This is a genomic window from Acinetobacter chengduensis (assembly GCF_003664645.1).
GTDB classification, from domain to species: domain Bacteria; phylum Pseudomonadota; class Gammaproteobacteria; order Pseudomonadales; family Moraxellaceae; genus Acinetobacter; species Acinetobacter chengduensis.
Genome location: NZ_RCHC01000004.1, coordinates 128,272 through 147,526 on the forward strand (window position 1 = coordinate 128,272; position 19,255 = coordinate 147,526).

Annotated in this window: 18 protein-coding genes; 5 read left to right on the top strand and 13 right to left on the bottom strand. The window is 41.3% G+C overall.

Features of this window, described 5'->3' with window-relative positions; all coding sequences use genetic code 11:
- Positions 1–9: 9 nt before the first annotated feature.
- Positions 10–930: an ABC transporter permease gene (locus D9K81_RS05010; RefSeq protein WP_120374078.1), complete on the top strand. Its 921-nt coding sequence runs from the start codon at positions 10–12 to the stop codon at positions 928–930.
- Between the two features lie 27 nt (positions 931–957).
- Positions 958–2,328 (top strand): amidohydrolase family protein, encoded by a 1,371-nt coding sequence (locus D9K81_RS05015; RefSeq protein ID WP_120374079.1) that lies wholly within the window; start codon positions 958–960, stop codon positions 2,326–2,328.
- A 78-nt stretch (positions 2,329–2,406) separates the two neighbouring features.
- Here the strand turns inward: D9K81_RS05015 and pcaD are convergent, their stop codons facing one another.
- The 12 genes from pcaD to D9K81_RS05075 form a co-directional block, all read right to left on the bottom strand.
- Positions 2,407–3,189, bottom strand: a complete 783-nt coding sequence (gene pcaD / locus D9K81_RS05020) for a 3-oxoadipate enol-lactonase (protein WP_120374080.1) — start codon at positions 3,187–3,189, stop codon at positions 2,407–2,409.
- Positions 3,190–3,252: 63 nt separating this feature from the next.
- Positions 3,253–4,458 carry a 3-oxoadipyl-CoA thiolase gene (gene pcaF / locus D9K81_RS05025; protein WP_120374081.1) on the bottom strand — a complete coding sequence of 402 codons (1,206 nt, stop codon included), beginning with the start codon at positions 4,456–4,458 and terminating at the stop codon, positions 3,253–3,255.
- Positions 4,459–4,582: 124 nt separating this feature from the next.
- Entirely contained in the window at positions 4,583–5,233 is a 651-nt protein-coding gene (locus D9K81_RS05030) for a 3-oxoacid CoA-transferase subunit B (protein WP_120374082.1), read from the bottom strand.
- 13 nt (positions 5,234–5,246) lie between these two features.
- Positions 5,247–5,918, bottom strand: a complete 672-nt coding sequence (locus tag D9K81_RS05035) for a 3-oxoacid CoA-transferase subunit A (protein WP_120374083.1) — start codon at positions 5,916–5,918, stop codon at positions 5,247–5,249.
- A gap of 13 nt (positions 5,919–5,931) precedes the next feature.
- Positions 5,932–7,167, bottom strand: a complete 1,236-nt coding sequence (gene benE / locus D9K81_RS05040) for a benzoate/H(+) symporter BenE (RefSeq protein WP_120374084.1) — start codon at positions 7,165–7,167, stop codon at positions 5,932–5,934.
- Between the two features lie 53 nt (positions 7,168–7,220).
- Entirely contained in the window at positions 7,221–8,006 is a 786-nt protein-coding gene (gene benD, locus D9K81_RS05045) for a benzoate diol dehydrogenase BenD (RefSeq protein ID WP_120374085.1), read from the bottom strand.
- A 25-nt stretch (positions 8,007–8,031) separates the two neighbouring features.
- Entirely contained in the window at positions 8,032–9,048 is a 1,017-nt protein-coding gene (gene benC / locus D9K81_RS05050) for a benzoate 1,2-dioxygenase electron transfer component BenC (protein ID WP_120374086.1), read from the bottom strand.
- An 85-nt stretch (positions 9,049–9,133) separates the two neighbouring features.
- Positions 9,134–9,643 carry a benzoate 1,2-dioxygenase small subunit gene (benB, locus tag D9K81_RS05055; RefSeq protein WP_120374087.1) on the bottom strand — a complete coding sequence of 170 codons (510 nt, stop codon included), beginning with the start codon at positions 9,641–9,643 and terminating at the stop codon, positions 9,134–9,136.
- Positions 9,640–11,037 carry a benzoate 1,2-dioxygenase large subunit gene (benA, locus tag D9K81_RS05060; protein ID WP_120374088.1) on the bottom strand — a complete coding sequence of 466 codons (1,398 nt, stop codon included), beginning with the start codon at positions 11,035–11,037 and terminating at the stop codon, positions 9,640–9,642. The genes benB and benA overlap by 4 nt, the downstream gene beginning before the upstream one ends.
- A 79-nt stretch (positions 11,038–11,116) precedes the next feature.
- Entirely contained in the window at positions 11,117–12,037 is a 921-nt protein-coding gene (gene catA / locus D9K81_RS05065) for a catechol 1,2-dioxygenase (protein ID WP_120374089.1), read from the bottom strand.
- A gap of 112 nt (positions 12,038–12,149) precedes the next feature.
- A complete protein-coding gene (gene catC / locus D9K81_RS05070; protein ID WP_120374090.1) occupies positions 12,150–12,440 on the bottom strand; it encodes a muconolactone Delta-isomerase in 291 nt (96 codons plus the stop codon).
- A gap of 20 nt (positions 12,441–12,460) precedes the next feature.
- Complete coding sequence (locus D9K81_RS05075; protein ID WP_121523144.1) at positions 12,461–13,570, bottom strand: muconate/chloromuconate family cycloisomerase; 1,110 nt, start codon at positions 13,568–13,570, stop codon at positions 12,461–12,463.
- A 115-nt stretch (positions 13,571–13,685) separates the two neighbouring features.
- On the opposite strand from D9K81_RS05075, the gene D9K81_RS05080 reads away from it, so the two are divergent.
- From D9K81_RS05080 to D9K81_RS05090, 3 genes are all read left to right on the top strand, one after another.
- The gene (locus tag D9K81_RS05080) at positions 13,686–14,600 is read left to right on the top strand and encodes a LysR family transcriptional regulator (protein WP_120374092.1); all 915 of its coding nucleotides are present in this window, start codon (positions 13,686–13,688) and stop codon (positions 14,598–14,600) included.
- Between the two features lie 336 nt (positions 14,601–14,936).
- Entirely contained in the window at positions 14,937–16,307 is a 1,371-nt protein-coding gene (locus tag D9K81_RS05085; protein ID WP_120374093.1) for an MFS transporter, read from the top strand.
- 124 nt (positions 16,308–16,431) lie between these two features.
- Positions 16,432–17,730 (top strand): DcaP family trimeric outer membrane transporter, encoded by a 1,299-nt coding sequence (locus D9K81_RS05090; protein ID WP_171406876.1) that lies wholly within the window; start codon positions 16,432–16,434, stop codon positions 17,728–17,730.
- Positions 17,731–17,806: 76 nt separating this feature from the next.
- Here D9K81_RS05090 and D9K81_RS05095 read toward each other — a convergent pair whose 3' ends face one another.
- The gene (locus D9K81_RS05095; protein WP_121523146.1) at positions 17,807–19,231 is read right to left on the bottom strand and encodes an aminotransferase-like domain-containing protein; all 1,425 of its coding nucleotides are present in this window, start codon (positions 19,229–19,231) and stop codon (positions 17,807–17,809) included.
- Between the last annotated feature and the right edge of the window lie 24 nt (positions 19,232–19,255).

Here is a 19,255-nt window from a genome sequence, read left to right on the forward strand (position 1 = left end):
GAATAAATCATGAGTATTGAAATGACTGCCATTTTGGCGGGAACGATTGCAGCTGCCACACCTCTGATTTTTGCAGGCTTAGGTGAATTGGTTGCTGAGCGTACAGGGGTAATTAACCTTGGTGTAGAGGGTATGATGCTCGTTGGCGCGATTGCAGGCTTTGCCTTTGCCGCACATTATGAAGCCAGCGTTGCCAGTGCATTATTGGTTGGTGCTTTGGCTGGCATGTTTATGTCGCTCATTTTTGCATTTTTTACACTTTCCTTAAGTACTAATCAGTCAGCCTGTGGTTTGGCTCTCACCATTTTTGGTATTGGTATTTCGGCATTTATTGGTCAAAACTATGTCAGCATGGCCTTACCAGGCTTACAAAATTTGAATATTCCTGGCTTAGCGGATATTCCATGGATTGGCCCAGTGTTATTTCAGCAAAACTATGTAGTGTATTTATCCATTGTTGCCTTTGTGGTGATTTGGTGGGTATTGGCTAAAACGAGACTCGGGCTTTTATTAAAAGCAGTGGGTGAGTCCCCTGAAAGTGCACATGCAATGGGTTACAACGTACTGGCAATTCGTTATTGTGCAGTGCTATTTGGTGGTGCAATGGCAGGTATTGGCGGTGCATTTTTATCCACGGTATACACACCGATGTGGATTGAAAACATGGTGGCTGGCCGTGGCTGGATTGCAATTGCTTTAGTGGTATTTGCAACATGGAAACCGACACGTTTGATGTTGGGTGCGTACTTATTTGGGGGGGTAACCATTTTACAGTTTCATGCGCAGGCATTGGGCTTAAAAGTTCCAAATGAGTTGCTTTCCGCACTGCCTTATGTTGCCACTATTGTTGTGTTAGTCATCATTTCACGCGACAAAAAATTATTAAAAATGAATTTACCTGCTTCGCTGGGCAAAACATTTACGCCATAACTTGCACATACAAAATTAGAGATTGAAATGAAAATTATCAGTGCAGATTACGTTCTGACCATGAATGCGCAATTAGACTGCATTGAGCAAGGTGCAGTGCTAATTGATGGTCAAATCATTCAGCAAGTTGGTACACGAGAAATACTTCAGGCACAGTACCCTGAAGCGATTGTAGAGCACTACGAGAATGGTTTACTCATGCCTGGGTTGGTCAATACACATTGCCATTCAGGTTTTTTACGCGGTACTGCAGAAGGCTTGCCCGTGTGGGATTGGCTACAGCAGTATATAGACCCAATGCACCGTGTGTTATTACCTGAAGATGCCAAAATTGCGTCATATTTATGTTATGCGGAAGCCCTTTTATCTGGTACCACTACAATTGTGGATATGTGGCGTTTTATGGATGGGAGTGCTGAGGCTGCGAAAGAACTGGGAATTCGAGCTGTCCTAGTACCTTATGTCGCTGAGCATCCCGATCATGATTATTTTGAGACACTTCACAGTAATGAAGCTTTGCTGAATCGTTGGCACCAAAGTGCGCATGGTCGAATCGATGTGTGGGTTGGTCTAGAGCACTTATTTTATGCACAAGAGCCTGCATTGCATCGCATACAAAAGTTATGTCAGGATTATAAAACAGGATTTCATACCCACAGTAATGAAAGCCAATTTGATGTGCAAGAAAATCTAAAACGTTATGGCGTACGACCGATCCAAACTTTGGAGCAGTTGGGTTTATTTGATGTGCCCCAATGTTTGCTTGCACATTGCGTTTGGGCGAATGCCACAGAAATTGATATTTTAAAAAATTACTGTGTAGGTGTTGCGCACAATCCAATTTCAAACATGAAATTGGCATCTGGTGCGGCACCCATTACCCAAATGCTGGCGAGCGGTTTGGCTGTGGGCTTAGGAACGGATGGTGAAAAAGAAAATAATAATTTGGATCTGTTTGAAGAGATGAAAACAGCCTCTTTATTAGCAAAATTTTCAAATTTAAATGCAGCTTCTTTGGATGCATGGTCTGTCTGCAAAATGGGAACGTCTTTAGGTGCTCAAGCCATAGGGATGCAAGACAAAATTGGTTCTTTAGAGACAGGCAAACAAGCCGATATGATTGTGGTGAATACAGCAACACCCCGTATGACGCCACTGATTACAGACGGGAAATTATTTAATTTACATCATAATTTAGTCCATGCGGTACAAGGCCAAGATATAGTAATGACCATGGTGGCTGGAAAAATCCTAGTTCAAAATGGACAGTTAGTTAATGCTGATTTGCAAAAATTGATTGATGACGTCAATGTTGTTGCACCAAAGTTATTTAAACGCCGTGATTTATGGCTGGCCCAACGGGGTACATCTGTGAATGAACTCCAACGAGTTGAATAACATGAATTAATAGATGATTTTACTAAAAAAATGCCTGCATAACGCAGGCATTTTTATTGAGTGCTCATTAGGATTGATTTAGCTTTGTGCTAAAAACTCTGAGAGTGTTTGAGTAAACACCTGAGCTTGCTCAATATTTGAAATGTGTGAGGCTTCAATTTCAAATAAAGCACTGTTACGAATTTGATTCACCAAATACTGTCCATCTGCCCCTGTCGTAACAGGGTCAAGTGTACCTGCAATAACTAACATCGGGACACGTATTTGTGAAATTTCTGTAGTTAAATCCGCTTTAGCCAAAGCTTCACAACAGCTTGCATAACCTTCAGGGCTGCCAGCACCTAAGTCGTTTGAAAGTTTTGCAATTACTGCTGCGTTACTCTGGATAAAGGGTTCAGTAAACCAGCGTGATGCAGCTGTGCTGGCTATAGGTTCAAGGCCTTGTTCGCGCACGAGTTTTGCACGCTCGTTCCATGCGCTTTCTTGGCCAATTTTGGCTGCCGTATTGCAGACAACAATGTGCTTAAAACGCTCTGGATGATGAATGGCTAACCATTGTCCTGTAAGCCCGCCCATAGAAATGCCACAAAAATCGGCTTTTTCTATTTCAAGGTGATCCATTAAATGAATCACATCTTGACCTAGTTGTTCTAGGGTATATGGGCCTGTTGGCGCAGTGGATTCACCATGGCCACGGGTATCGTAACAAATAATATAAAATTGCTTTTTGAGCGCCTCAATTTGTGCTTTCCACATAGAAAATTGGGTGCCCAATGAGTTTGAAAATATCAGTGCTGGCTGATGATTATGACCAAAAGTTTGATAGTTAATTTGTGCATCATTTGATGTAAATGTTGGCATTTGAATTCCTTAATCTTTATTTTAAGCTACCTTTATTTTTAAAAGGAGCTGAGGAGGGATTTCTTAAACACGTTCAATAATCAAAGCAATGCCTTGACCGACACCAATACACATTGAGCATAGTGCATATTTTCCATCTATTGCTTCGAGCTGGTTTAATGCTGTTGTGACCAAACGAGCACCTGAAGCACCAAGAGGATGTCCGATCGCAATAGCTCCACCATTTGGATTGACGCGTGTATCAGTATCTTCAAGACCTAAATCTCGGGTTACAGCCAGTGCTTGGGCAGCAAAGGCTTCATTGAGTTCAATGACATCCATTTGAGCTAAAGTTAAACCTATTTGGTTTAGTAGCTTTTTGATCGCTGGTGAAGGGCCAAAACCCATAATGCGTGGTTCAACACCAACAACCGTCGCACCAATAATTTTTGCACGTGGCTTTAAACCATACTGCGTAACAGCCTCATCAGACGCGATTAATAGAGCAGCTGCACCATCATTAATGCCTGATGCATTACCCGCAGTGACTGTACCATCTGCTTTTACAACAGCTTTGAGTTTGCTTAAGCCTTCAAGCGTTGTGGAGGCACGAGGATGTTCATCTTTATCAACAATAACAGGGTCACCTTTACGCTGTGGGATACTCACAGCAATGATCTCTTTATCAAAGAAACCACGTGCTTGTGCAGTCGCAGTACGTTGTTGGCTAGTCAATGCAAATTGATCTTGATCAGCACGGTTAATGTTGAATTGCTCAGCTACGTTTTCTGCAGTCTGTGGCATGGTTTCAACACCATAAAGTTCTTTAAGTTTAGGATTAATAAAGCGCCAACCCATGGTGGTATCTTCAATCTTTTGGCTACGGCCATAAGCGCTGTCTGATTTACCCATGACAAAAGGTGCGCGACTCATGCTCTCTACACCGCCAGCGATAATCAAATTGGCTTCACCGGCTTTAATTGCACGTGCTGCCATTGCAATTGCATCTAAGGATGAACCACACAGGCGGTTGACTGTTGTTGCTGGTACTTGAAAAGGTACACCAGCAAGAAGAGCAGACATTCGGCCAACGTTACGGTTATCTTCGCCAGCTTGGTTGGCACAGCCATAAATAATGTCGTCTACTTTTTCCCACTCCACAGATGGATTACGTTGCATAATGGCTTTAATTGGCACGGCGCCTAAGTCATCTGCACGTACAGGCGCTAAACCACCCGCATAACGGCCGAAAGGTGTACGAATAGCATCAATGATATATGCGTTTTTCATTTTATAAATCCTTGAAATAAAGCTCCTCCCTTTAGAAAAGGGAGGTTGGGAGGGATTTATAGGAAGTTAATTTTTATATTAATCCTCCCTAAATCGCTCCTTTAATAAGGGGGGGATTTCTGCTTTAGGCAGTCGTATCAATCAGCGTTGCACCCGTCAACGATTGCAATTCCTCAAATGAAAGACCATCTACTTTCTCAATCACTTTCATGCCAGTAGATGTAACGTCAATCACGCAGAGGTCAGTGTAAATACGATCTACACACTTCAAACCTGTCGCAGGATAAGTCAATTCAGCCACAATTTTAGGTTCGCCTTTTTTAGTCACATGATCGGTCGTAATAAAGACTTTTTTTGCACCCACAGCTAAATCCATTGCACCGCCAACAGCAGGAATTGCATCTGGTGCACCTGTATGCCAGTTTGCAAGATCGCCATTTTCAGCCACTTGGAAAGCACCAAGAACAGCGATGTCTAAATGGCCACCGCGCATCATGGCAAATGAGTCGCCATGATGAAAAAATGCCCCCCCTGTCAGCATGGTAACAAACTCTTTACCTGCATTTATCAGCTCTGGATCCTCTTGACCCGCTTCTGGTTTTTCACCAAAAGCCAATAAACCATTTTCAGAATGTAAAAATACGTCTTTGTCTGAAGGCAAGTAGTTAGCAATTTTGGTCGGTAGGCCAATGCCTAAATTGACATAAGCACCATCTGGAATATCTCGTGCTACACGTTCAGCAATTTGGTCACGTGTTAGTTTGCTATAGCTCATTGTGAATCTCCAATTACTGTGCAGGGGTAACAGCAACAACATGTTGAACGAAAATACCCGGAGTAATAATGTGCTCAGGGTCTAATGCACCGAGTTCAACCACCTCAGAAACTTGGGCAATGGTAATATCTGCCGCCATAGCCATAATTGGGCCAAAGTTGCGTGCAGATTTTCGATAGACTAAATTTCCCCAGCGATCGCCTTGATTGGCTTTAATGAGTGCAAAATCCGCTTTAATTGGATTTTCTAAAACGTAGTCTTTACCATCGTAATTCATGGTCGGCTTACCTTCAGCCAGTAAAGTTCCGAAGCCTGTTGGTGTATAAATTGGACCTAAACCCATACCTGCAGCTTGAATACGACATGCCAAGTTCCCTTGAGGAACCAGTTCTAGTTCAATTTTTCCTGCACGGTATAACTCATCAAATACCCATGAGTCGGACTGACGAGGGAAAGAGCAAATAATTTTACGTACAGCACCAGCTTTAAGAAGTTTGGCTAAACCATAATCACCATTTCCTGCATTATTGTTGACGATCACTAAGTCTTTAATACCCAGTTCAATCAGGCCATCAATGAGTTCTGCGGGTTGGCCTGCAGTACCAAAACCACCAATCATAATGGTTGAGCCATTTTTGATTTGTGAAAGTACTTCTTTTAAAGAAGTCTGACTTTTATCGATCATATTTGTACCTACACTATAATGATTTAGAATCTGTTGAACCCTTTAGCGGGATATTGGTCGTTGAAGCTGAGGTTTTTGGTTTGCTTAACAATAAGTGAGCAATAATTCCAATCACAATGCCCCAAAATACGGAACTTAATCCTAGAAAATGCATGCCTGAGGCTGTTGCTAAAAAGGTAATTAAAGCCGCATCTCGCTGGCCTTCATCTTTCATTGCAACCGATACATTGGTGGCAATTGCACCTAAGAGCGCAAGCCCTGCAAGTGCAGCTACAAGTTCTTTAGGAAGCAAGCTAAACAGCAGAACTATGCTTCCAGCAAACAAGCCACCGCAAATGTAAAAAATGCCATTGGCAACACCTGCGATGTAGCGTTTATCTTTGAGTTCATGGGCATCTTTACCCATACATAGCGCCGCTGTAATGGATGCAAGCACAATGGTGATCCCACCAACACATGCGACAGCTAATGACGCTATACTGGTTGCAGTAATGATGGGTTTGGCTGGGGTGTCATAACCACTGAGTTTCATCATCGCCATGCCAGGTAAAAACTGTCCCGATAGGCTGACTAAAATAAGGGGAAGTGCTAAATTCAGCAGACTATTGAATGTCCACTCTGGCTGAATCCATTGAGGAATGGCTAAACTGAATTGCATTTCTACTGGGTTCATTTTGCCAAAACATAAACTCAGGATTACACCTGTGAGCAAAACCCAAAGCATGCTGTAACGTGGGTTGAAACGTTTCGACAATAAAAATACCAACAGCATGCCAAATACAATAAAAGGCATATTGTCAGTTGCTTGAAAAAGTCCTAGGCCAAACTGAAATAAAATACCTGCCATCATACCTGCAGCAATGGATTGCGGAATCCATTTTAAAAGTTTGTCAAAATAGCCTGTTAATCCAATGATTAGGATGACAATTGCTGTCGTAATGTAGGCAGCTACCGCTTCATTCAAACTAATATTGGGAAATAGCGTGACTAATAGCGCCGTACCAGGTGCAGACCAAGCGGTCACAACAGGCACTTTATATTTAATGGATAAAAATATTCCTGCGATAGCAGCACCTATAGATATCCCCCAAATCCATGAGATCATCATTTCAGGTGCAACATTTGCCTTCTGAGCTGCTTGAAAAAAAATAATGAGTGGGCCTGAATAGGAAATCAGTACAGCTAAAAATCCTGCGACTGTTGCTGAAACAGACCAATCCTTTTTTAAGGTTTTAAACAGGGTCGCCATTGTTGTTGCCTCCGTGCTTTACACCAAATGATCCCGTAATTTAGATGAACAGGTTAGCCTTGATCACCACCACCCACAGGCACCACAGTTCCTGTCATATACGACGACGCATCAGATGCTAAGAATAAAATGGCATTAACTTGCTCCTGAATGGTGCCGTAGCGTCCCAAGAAAGTACGATCAATCGTTTGGTCAACAACTTCTTGCATCCAAGTTTGCTCAGCATCTGAAAGTGGTGAGCTGTTGCGTGGCACTTTACGTGGAGGGGCTTCTGTACCACCCGTTGCTACAGCATTCACACGGATTTCATCTTTTGCATGTTCAAAAGCCAGCGCTGCTGTTAAGCCATTTACACCGCCTTTAGATGCAGAATAGGGCACTCGATTAATCCCGCGTGTGGCAATAGAAGATACGTTTACAATGGTACCTTGCTGATTTTTAATCATTTCTGGTAGTACTGCACGGCAACACCATAATGTGGGAAATAATGAGCGATTTACTTCTTTGATAATTTCTTCTTCAGAAAACTCTTGAAAAGGTTTCATCCAAATTGCGCCACCGACGTTATTGATAAGTACATCAACACGACCGTAGGTTGCTATGGCATGCTCAACAACGGATTGAGCACCTGCAAAGCTTTCAAGATTGGCTTTGACAATAATTGCATCACCGTCTTGAGCTTCAATCTCTGCAAGTGTTTCCTCAACATAATCAGACAGATCAGCTAAAACAACTTGAGCGCCTTCCAGTGCCACTTGTAAAGCTACACCGCGCCCAATGCCTTGTGCGGCACCAGTCACTATAACCACTTTATTTTCAAATCTATGGATATTATTCATCTCTTTCTCCACCTCAGTCTAATGCTCAGTTCGCAGAGAATTTTTCAAATAAGAAACTTGCAGGTTTAATATTTGCACTATCTAACCAACCACGTACCGCTTCAACCATGGGTACAGGGCCACATAGGTAAACGTCCACATCACCAGCATTTAACCATTCATTTTCAATATGGTTAGTGACATAGCCTTTACGCTCATGATTAGATTCAGGGCTAGCAACCACAGTTCGATAGTCAAACCACTCAAATTTTTCTTTGAGGGCATTTAACTTTTCAATGGCAACCAGATCGAAGTCATTGGTCACACCAAACACTAAACGAACAGGGTGTTCAGCGCCTTTTTCTTCTAAAACCTGCAACATCGACATGAATGGTGCAATACCTGTTCCACCAGCGAGCATTAGGACTGGACGTGCAACATTGCGTAAGTAGAAACTACCAAATGGACCTGTAAAGTTCATTTTGTCGCCAGCTTTTGCATTTGAACTCAAAAATTCGCTCATTTTTCCGTTAGGTACGTTACGTACCACAAAGCTGGTCAGGCGATTACCAGGTTTTGAACTAAAAGAATATGAACGAGTTTCTGATGTGCCTGGAATGCCAACATTGACATACTGTCCAGCAAGGAAGTTAATGTCTGGTTGACCTTCATCTAGCTGAATATCAAATGTAATAGTTGAATCAGAAAGATTGTCTACACTAAGCAATGTGCCTTGCAGTGCCTTGATTTCAGTTTTACATACGTCTGACGTTGCTTGAATTTGGAATACCGCATCCGAAGTTGGTTTACATTGACAAGCAAGGATGTAGCCTTCAGCTGCTTCCTCAGGTGTCAAAGCATCTTCAATATAAGTTTCTTCAGGCATATCAAAGTTGCCAGATTCACAGAATGCTCGACATGTACCACAAGCGCCATCACGGCAGTCGAGCGGAATATTAATCTTTTGACGGTAAGCCGCATCGGAAAGGGTTTCACCTTGTGCAACTGAAATAAAACGAGTAACGCCATCTTCAAATTGAAGTGCAACATTGTGGTTTGACATGGCTGAATATCCTTTAAAAATCTGTATAACTGAGTCCTTTCAGCCAAATATCCTTCTGGCTGAAAGGTGACATGACTGTCTTAATTTAGAGGTGGTAGATGTCGATTACTTGGTTGATGTAATCATTTTTTAGCACCACGTATTTACTTAAAATTTGTGGATTTTCTGCTGAAAAATCGATTTCATAACACGACATACCAAAATAGCTATAATTGGTTTTGTAACGGAAACTCAGCGTATTCCAGTTAAAACGAACGGTGACTTTGCTACCATTTTGTTCAAGCACTTCAATATTGCTAATCTGATGACTTGTACGGGTATCTGGCATCGTTGCAGAAGAGCGTTCTGTTTTAATACGGAATACGCGGTCTTCTAAACCTTGGCGGTCTGGGTAGTAAATCAGTGAAATCTCAGATTGCGGATCGGTCGTTAACTTGTCGTCATCATCCCAAGCAGGCATCCAAAATGAAGCAGATGGGGCATAGCAATCGACCCAATCATCCCATTGTTCATCATCTAGAAAACGCGCTTCTTTGTAGAGGAATTGCGCAATGGCATCTAGCGTGATTGCATCTTGTTGAACAGCTACATTCATGCGATTTCTCCCATTGCTGATGCTTCAATTTCAGCGAGTTCCTTTTCTGCTTGAATTGCATACTTCATCATTTTTAACCAATATTGATGTTGTGCAAGATACAGACCTTCATCTTCAGTTTTAATACCACTCAGGACAGGTTTGAGACCAATTTCATTGGCAGCATCATCTGGGCCTTGAATCCAATGTTTTGAACCACGGCACATATCGTTCCATTCCAGTTCAATTCCTGCATAACCCGCTTGGCATGCACGGAATTCTTCTAAATCGTCTGGCGTTGCCATGCCAGATGCATTAAAGAAATCTTCATATTGGCGAATACGGCGTGCGCGAGCATCTGGAGCTTCACCAACGGGTGCGATGCAGTAAATCGTCACTTCTGTTTTATTCACTGAAATAGGGCGTAACACACGAATTTGAGAACCAAACTGATCCATCAAATACACATTTGGATATAAACAAAGATTACGTGAACGCTCGATCATCCATTTCGACATCGGCGCACCAAATTTCTCTGTATATTCCTCAGCTTTTACAAAATTAGGACGGTCTTCAGGGTTTGCCCACTGTGTCCAAAGTAGCATGTGGCCATGTTCGAAACCGTATGAACCACCACCTTGTTTACCCCAAGAACCCGCACTCATCGCACGAATGTTGTCTGCTGCTTGTGCTTCTTTGCGGTGTTGTGTTGTCGCTGCATAGTTCCAATGCACCGCAGAAACGTGGTAACCATCTGCGCCATTTTCGGCAGTCAGTTTCCAGTTACCTTCGTATGTATAAGTAGATGAACCACGCAATACTTCAAGGCCTTGATCTGATTGACCCACAATCATGTCGATAATTTTGCTGGTTTCACCTAAATATTCTTCTAAAGAAGGAACATCAGGGTTTAGACTCCCGAATAAGAAGCCTTTATAGCTTTCAAAGCGTGCAACTTTCTTTAAATCATGCGAACCATCTTGGTTAAAACAGTCTGAATAACCAGCTTCTGACGGATCTTTTACTTTGAGTAATTTTCCTGAGTTATTAAAAGTCCAACCGTGGAAAGGGCAAGTATAGGTTGCCTTGTTACCTTTTTTATGGCGACATAGCTGTGCACCACGGTGTGAACAGGCATTAATCATCGCATTCAGCTCACCTTGACGGTTACGTGCAATGATGATCGGTTGACGGCCAATGTGTGTGGTATAAAAATCGTTGTTATTTGGAATTTGGCTTTCATGCGCCAAGTACACCCAGTTGCCTTCAAAGATGTATTTCATCTCTAGGTCGAAGAGGGCTTGATCTGTAAACACAGAACGATGAAGTTTAAATTCACCACTGTCAAAATCATCAACGAGTAGTTCATCAATACGATCGAGGTGGCTGGTATTAATTACGGGAATACGTGGCATATCCTTTCTCCAACTTTCCAAATTTTGGCAAGTCACTCAGATGTCATTACATTGTCATCTGAGTTTCCTAATATAGTGATTAAGCGCTAGCGCGACGACGATCGACTTCTGTTGATGGAGCTTCATTTTGCTCTTTGACAAGTTCAACATTGAAAGTGATGTGTTTAAAAGGCTGGTTTAGACCACGACGTGCAATCTCAGCTTCATCTGTTACATCAACAGCTGTCGCTACAAGGCCTTCACGTGTTGCAAATGCAAAGTCATCCCACAAGTATTGATCGCCTTCGATGTTGAATTGAGTAGTCAGCTTGCGATAGCCTGGTGCAGAAATGAAATAATGCACATGAGATGGACGGTTGCCGTGACGACCAAGTTTGTCTAATACAAACTGTGTTGTGCCTTCAGGCGGGCAACCATAGCCAACAGGCATGGTAGTTTGAGCAAGGTATTTACCATCTTGATCACTGAAAATTGAACGGCGTAAGTTGAAGTCAGACTGTGATTTATCAAAGAATGAGTAGTTGCCTAAGCTGTTGGCATGCCAAATTTCAACTTTTGCACCTTCAATGATGTTGCCATTGGTATCTGTAACAGTGCCTTCAATAAATAAAGTCGGGATCTTGTCAGTTTCAGTGCCATCATCCATACGTGCAAAACCAACAGATTCAGGTGCACCCGCAACATACAATGGGCCTTCAATAGTACGAGGTGTACCACCTGTAATGCCTGCTTTGGCATCTGCTTCATCTGCACGTAAGTCTAGGTAGTGCTCTAAACCTAAACCTGCAGCCAATAGACCTAATTCGTTGGCCTGACCAGCATCGGTAAAGTATTCCAAGCCTTTCCAAAGTTCTGTTTGGGAAATATCTAAATCTTCAATCGCTTGAAACAGATCGCCAAGTAAGCGAACAACAACCTGTTGTACACGAGCGTCTACAGGTTTAGTTGCTGTATCTACATTCATTGTTTTAACTAAAATATCAATATCTTGACGGTTCATACTATTGCTCCTTAAGTATGTATTTGAGGTGGCTAAGGTGATTTTTATAATTTCACTTGGCTGCCACTTTCCTTGTTAAATGTGACCCTTTGGATGTGTTCGTCTTTTTGAATTAACTGTCATTGTCTCGGATAGACGATGGATGACGGTTTAAAGCCATCACTTCAATATTCATGTATGGATATAGCGGTAAGCCTTGCAAAATGTTATGCAGGTCTTCGTTGCTTTCCACATCAAAAATACTGATATTTGAGTACTGACCGGTAATGCGCCAAATATGACGCCAAGTACCTTTGGCTTGTAACTCCTGTGAATAGGCTTTTTCGACAGCCTTAATTTCATTTGCTTTTTCCACTGGCATATCCAGCGGAATATTCACGTCCATTCGTACTTGAAAAAGCATGTGAAGCTCCTGATTTAAATTTATTTGCGACGCAAGTTATCAATTTTGTCTTGATCTAATTCGATACCTAAACCTAGGTTTTGAGGTACGACAAGTTCAAAATTTTGATATTGCAAAGGTGTTTTTAAAATTTCTTCAGTCAGTAGTAGCGGGCCAAAAAGCTCTGTTCCTGCTGCCAAATTTTCAAAAGTTGAAAATAAATGTGCAGATGCAATGGTTCCGACTGGGCCTTCTAGCATCGTACCGCCATAGAGATCGATACCTGCCAATTGTGCAATTGTTGCGACGTCACGACCTTCTAAAAGCCCACCAGACTGCGCAACTTTTACGGCAAATACTGAAGCTACATTTGTACGTGCAAGACGATAAGCCGAACTTGGACCCATCAAAGATTCATCGGCCATAATGGCAATATCAAAACGACGGCTTAGGCGTTGCATGGCATCAATATTGTCAATTGCACATGGTTGCTCAATAAGGTCAACGCCACCGTCTTGTAAAAGCTGAATACCTTTAATGGCATCAAGCTCTGACCAAGCACGGTTCACATCTACACGGATTGAAACGTCTTTACCCAATGCTTGTTTAATGGCAAGTACATACTCCACATCAGCTTCTACAGGGCGAGAGCCAATTTTGAGTTTGAAGGTGTTGTGACGTTTAATCGCAATCATTTTTTGTGCTTCAGCAATATCCTTTTGGGTATCACCAGAAGCTAAAACCCAAAGCACAGGTACGCTGTCACGTAATCGACCACCCAACAGTTCTGACAATGGCAGATTTAAACGCTGTGCTTGTATATCTAAAAGGGCAGTTTGAATGGCACATTTCGCAAAACGGTTACCATTAATATTTTTTTTCAACACTTGCATAATTTGTGCAATGTTGTGGGCTTTTAGCGTTTGGAGTAAAGGCGAGAAATAAGTTTCAATGTTTGTCTTGATACTTTCAGGGCTTTCTTCGCCATACCCTAAGCCACCAATGGTGGTTGCTTCGCCCCAACCAACAAAGCCATCTTCGGTGGTGATTTTAATTAACACCAAAGTTTGGGTTTGCATGGTTGCCACCGCCATTTTGTGTGGGCGGATGGTTGGGATTTCGACTAAAATTGTTTCGACAGATTTATACATGTTTACTCTTCGCAAACTTGCGTTTCATAGCTCTTGTGATATACCTTAAAAGAATAATATTTGACTGTCGAAGACCAAATATGCATTTTAATATACTAAAAAGGTATGAAATTGAATGGAACTCAGACACCTTCGCTATTTTGTTGCTGTTGTAGAAGAGCAAAGTTTTACTAAAGCTTCTGAAAAATTGTTTATTGCTCAACCACCTCTAAGCCGTCAGATTCAGAATCTTGAGGCCGAATTAGGCATACAGCTTTTTGAGCGTGGCAGTCGCCCTTTGAAGACCACAGAAGCAGGGCAATTCTTCTATCAACATGCCGTTAAACTTTTGTCTAATGCTGAAGAAATAAAAACGATGGCGCAGCGCATTGGATTGGTAGAAAAAACAGTGACGATGGGTTTTGTTGGGTCTCTGCTCTATGGTTTATTACCCAAAATTGTCTATTTATTTCGCAAACAGCATCCAAATTTAAAAATTGAATTGATTGAGATGAGCACCAAAGATCAAATTTCTGCTTTAAAAGAAGGTCGGATTGATGTGGGTTTTGGACGCTTACGAATTTCAGATTCAGCAGTACGTCGCGTGTTATTAAGGGAAGAGCCTTTAATGCTTGCAGTACACGCTAGTCACCCTTTGGCCACACAAACACAAGGTGTGTATTTGGCAGATATTGTCGATGAACACATGTTTTTATATCCAAGCCATCCTAAACCTAATTTTTCCACGCAAGTTCGCCATTTATTTTCCGAACATAGTTTAGACCCAAAAAACTTAAAAGAAGTCCGTGAAATTCAGCTGGCGTTGGGTTTGGTGGCTGCAGGTGAGGGCTGTTGTGTTGTGCCTGAAAGTGCACAAACGATTAAATTTCCACATTTACACTATATTCCAATCCTTGATGATTCTGCTGTCAGTCCTATTTTTCTTGCTCTTCGAAGTATGGATGAAAGCGATGATATTCGTTCATTATTTGATTGTATCTATCAAGTCTATGACTTAGAAGCGATTAGCTACGACCGTGCGAGCATCTAATATAATGTTTTTGAACATACACGATCGATCTCGCTAAAACGGTTGAAATTTAAACTTTAAAAATATTTTTAACATGTGAAATATATAATTTATGGCAAATCTAATATTACTTTTAGATTTGCCTTTTTTTATGTCCGGGCTTATAGCTAAACATCAAATTCAAAATAATTTCATCATTAATATGCTTCAGCATCGTTATTTAATCCATTGTTTAAAAGCAGAAAAAATTGCGTTTACTTTAAAGGTATAAATATAGAGCTTATCAGTTTTGGACATCAAAAAACCTTTGCTTCATTGTTTTTATGAATAGGAAAATTCACAAGCAGGAGGCTTAGCGTGAATACACAACAACTCAATGTTAACTCGATTGTAGACGAGGCCAAATTTAGCTCATTTCATTGGGGCGTATTAATTTGGTGTTTACTAATTATTATTTTTGACGGTTATGATTTAGTCATTTATGGCGTTGCTTTACCATTGCTCATGCAAGAATGGTCACTAAGTGCAGTACAAGCAGGTTTATTGGCCAGTACAGCACTGTTTGGCATGATGTTTGGTGCAATGTGCTTTGGTACATTATCAGATAAATTAGGGCGCAAAAAAACCATTATGATTTGCGTAGGCTTATTTAGTGGCTTCACCTTTTTAGGTGCATTTGCCTCAAATCCGATTGAGTTTGGCATACTTCGCTTTTTAGCGGGTCTAGGCATCGGGGGGGTTATGCCCAATGTCGTCGCGCTCATGACTGAATATGCACCCAAACGTATTCGCAGTACCTTAGTCGCACTCATGTTTAGTGGTTATGCCATTGGTGGTATGGCTTCGGCTCTACTTGGGGCTTGGCTCATTGCGGACTACGGCTGGAAAATCATGTTTTATATTGCATGTATTCCATTTTTAGCGTTACCACTGATTTGGAAATTCTTACCAGAATCTCTCATGTTTTTGACGCAAAAAGGTCAAACCACACAAGTTGCAGAAATTGTGCAAAAAATTTCACCGACACAGAGTATTAGCCCTCAAATCCAATTTGTATTAAATGAAACCAGCACCAATGAAGCGCCATTCAAAGCTTTATTTCAACAAGGACGTACCTTTAGTACCATCATGTTTTGGATCGCATTTTTTATGTGCTTACTGATGGTGTACGCACTTGGCAGTTGGCTACCTAAACTGATGATTCAAGCAGGTTATTCGTTGGGAGCAAGTATGCTGTTCTTATTTGCGCTCAATATTGGTGGCATGGTGGGTGCAATTGGTGGTGGGACATTGGCCGATAAATTTCATTTAAAACCTGTACTCAGCATTATGTTTACCGTTGGTGCGATTGCACTTGTGTTACTGGGTTTTAATAGTCCTCAATTTGTGTTGTACCTGCTCATTGCGGTTGCAGGTGCTGCCACCATTGGCTCACAAATTTTACTGTATACCTTTGTCGCACAGTTTTATCCAGCGGCTGTCCGTTCTACAGGAATGGGCTGGGCATCAGGTATTGGCCGTATCGGTGCCATTGTTGGTCCTGTCCTTACAGGTGCATTACTCACACTAGAATTGCCCCATCAGATGAATTTCTTAGTCATTGCTATACCAGGGGCTATTGCTGCAATTGCGATATTTTTTGTGAACTTAAAGGCATCTGTAGAAGGCGTGAAGAGTTCACATGCTTCATCAACAAAAGCTACGCCAATCAAAAGTACTGCGCATTAATTCAAATACAAAATAACCCGACACACCAATTGAAAGCCTAGTTTGGCTAGACTTACGCAGTCAATGAATTGGTGTGTCAACCAAATGGAATATTGGGTTATAAACAATCAGGATGACCACCAAAATGTTAACATTTAAATTAAAAACATTATTCATTGCATGTGCATGCAGTTTCCCGATGATGAGTTTTGCTGCTTCAAATACAGATGCTGAATTACAACAACTCCGTGACGAAGTAAAAGCTTTAAAATTATTAATGCAACAATATGCACAGCAACAGCAGAGCAATGCACAAAACTTGCAACAGGTACAAGCTCAATCCAACATAACCAAAATGAATGCTGAAAGCACGTCGGGATTAAAAATTGAGACCATGCGCTTAAAGACCAAAGCAGGTGCAGAACTTACACTTTATGGCAATGTACGAGCAGATGCTTCATACCAAGCAGAAGGTGGTAGTGCCACGCGCTTATATAATCAAATCAATACCGTACCTTTAGCTGGTAATAGTGAAAGCTCGGATCGTTTAAAGGCAACGCTGGCCGCTACACGTTTAGGATTAGACTTTAAAACAAGCACACCTGATCAAGACATCTCAGCTAAAATTGAAGTCGATTTTTTAGGCACTAATGATGCGCTTCGTATACGTCATGCATATATAAATTATGGAAATTGGTTGGTTGGCCAGACCTGGTCAAACTTTGCAGTCCCTGATTATATGCCTGAAACAATTGATGCTTTAGCTTATGTGGGTGGTGCGGTAAAGCGTACACCGCAGGTTCGCTATAATCATAAATTGAGCCAAATCACCAACCTTGTGTTGGCTGCAGAAGATTCGAAAGATGAAAGTTCAAACTTACGCTTACCAGCTTTAACTGCACGTTTAAACCATCAATTCAATGAACGCTTATTGTTGAGCGCACGTGCAATGGCTACAGAGAAAAAAACCGATGCTGATACAGAAACAGCATGGGGCATTGGCTTAGGCACCAAATTTGACGTGACGGATAAAACTATGATCAAAGCCGACTATTACCATGTAAAAGGCGATAGCAGTTTTGTGTCATGGAGCAACTCTGGTTTTTTAACAAATGCCAATAAAGAGATCATCGCAACCAATGCATTTGACTCCATTACTATTGGTATTACCCAGCAATTTAACCCACAGTTTAAAGGAACATTGGGCTACGGCTATATGAAAGCGGATCAAAATGATACGTATATAAATGCACTACCTGATAAAACCAAAGCCAATAAAGATTTATGGCAAGCATGGGCCAATGTATTTTATAGCCCCATTAAACCGATCAGTTTAGGGCTAGAATATGTTTATGGTGAACGTGAAGCCTTTGGCCCAGCACCAAATGGCAGCCAAACAGGCTCAGACAACAGAGTCAATGCAGTCGCGATGTATAATTTTTAAAAGAAGTGACGCTTAAAACCGTCATCCGATCAACAAAAAGCCTGAATCATTTCAGGCTTTTTAGGCTTTTTAGGCTTTAATTTAAAGTGAAAGAACTGGATGCATTTTGCTGTTGTATACATACACATAATTGTTGCATAGCAACTTCAATTGTATCGTTCCATTCAAATGAACAGTTGAGGCGGATATAATTTTGTGTATTTTTTTCAAGTCGAAACAATACACTCGGTGCAATACCAATATTTTGCTTTAACAAGCTTTCATAAATTTTAAAACTGTCGCAGTTTGGCGCAAGTTCAATCCATAGAAAATAACCACTTGTGAAAAAATGGATATGGCAATCTTCGGGCAAATGCTGCGCTAAATAGTCATAAAATACTTGCTTGTACTGGGCCAAACGCTGGCGTAAATGGCGTAAATGCTTTTCATAATAATGGTGTGAGAGAAAATCGACCAAAGCATTTTGCACCAATGGGCTGACTGAAACTGTACTCATCAGTTGTAAATGTTGGATTGCATCTGAAAATTGATGAGCGTGAATCCAGCCTACACGGGTGCCCATGCCAAGAGTTTTAGAAAAAGTGGAGCAGTGCAAAACCCGTTGGTGCTGATCAAAATAGGTCATTGGCAAAGGTTTATGTTTGCCATAGCTCAACTCGGCATATACATCATCTTCAATCAAATACACTTGATATTCATGCAATAGATTTGCAATCTTTTGCTTAATTGAATTTGAAACCGTATAGCCTACAGGGTTTTGAACATTCAACATGAGCCAGCAGACTTTAATCGGATACTGTTTAAGGGCTTGTTCAAAGGCAACAATATCAAAACCATGATCTGGATGAGTCGGAATAGTAACGACTTCTAGACCTAAGCGTTCTGCCGCTTGCCATGCGCCGTAAAATACGGTGTCTTGTAATAATATGAAGTCCCCAGACTGTGTAAGGGCTTCTAAAGCCAAATTCAATGCATTAAGTGCGCCAGATGTAATGACAATGTCATCCGTATCACATTGCACACCTTGTAATATATAACGATTTGCAATTAGTTGGCGTAACGCAAAATTGCCTGGGGGCATATTATCGCTGTTTAAATAACTATGCTTGCGTTTGGCATGCTGTGCTAAGAGTTGCATGAATTTTTGGTTATACAAAAGTTCTGGATTAGGAAATGCCGAACCAAAAGGCAAAATATCACTGTGCTGTATGCTTTTTAAATAATGAAAGACTTTAGAATTGATTTGAATATTTTTGCTGTGTTGCATCTCAAGCGGATGCTGAAGGATAGATTTTGCCTTAACTACATAGTAACCAGACTTATCTTTAGCGTAAATTAAGCCTTTAGCTTCAAGTATTTGATATGCATTTAACACAGTAATCAGGCTATAGCCGGAAAGTTGGGCTTGTTCACGTAAAGACGGTAATTTCTCATGTGTTTTCCATTGGCCATGTTTAATGAGTTGTTCAATGCTATGTGCTAATTTTTCAGATTTAAACATGCTACAGCCTAAATATCTGTATCT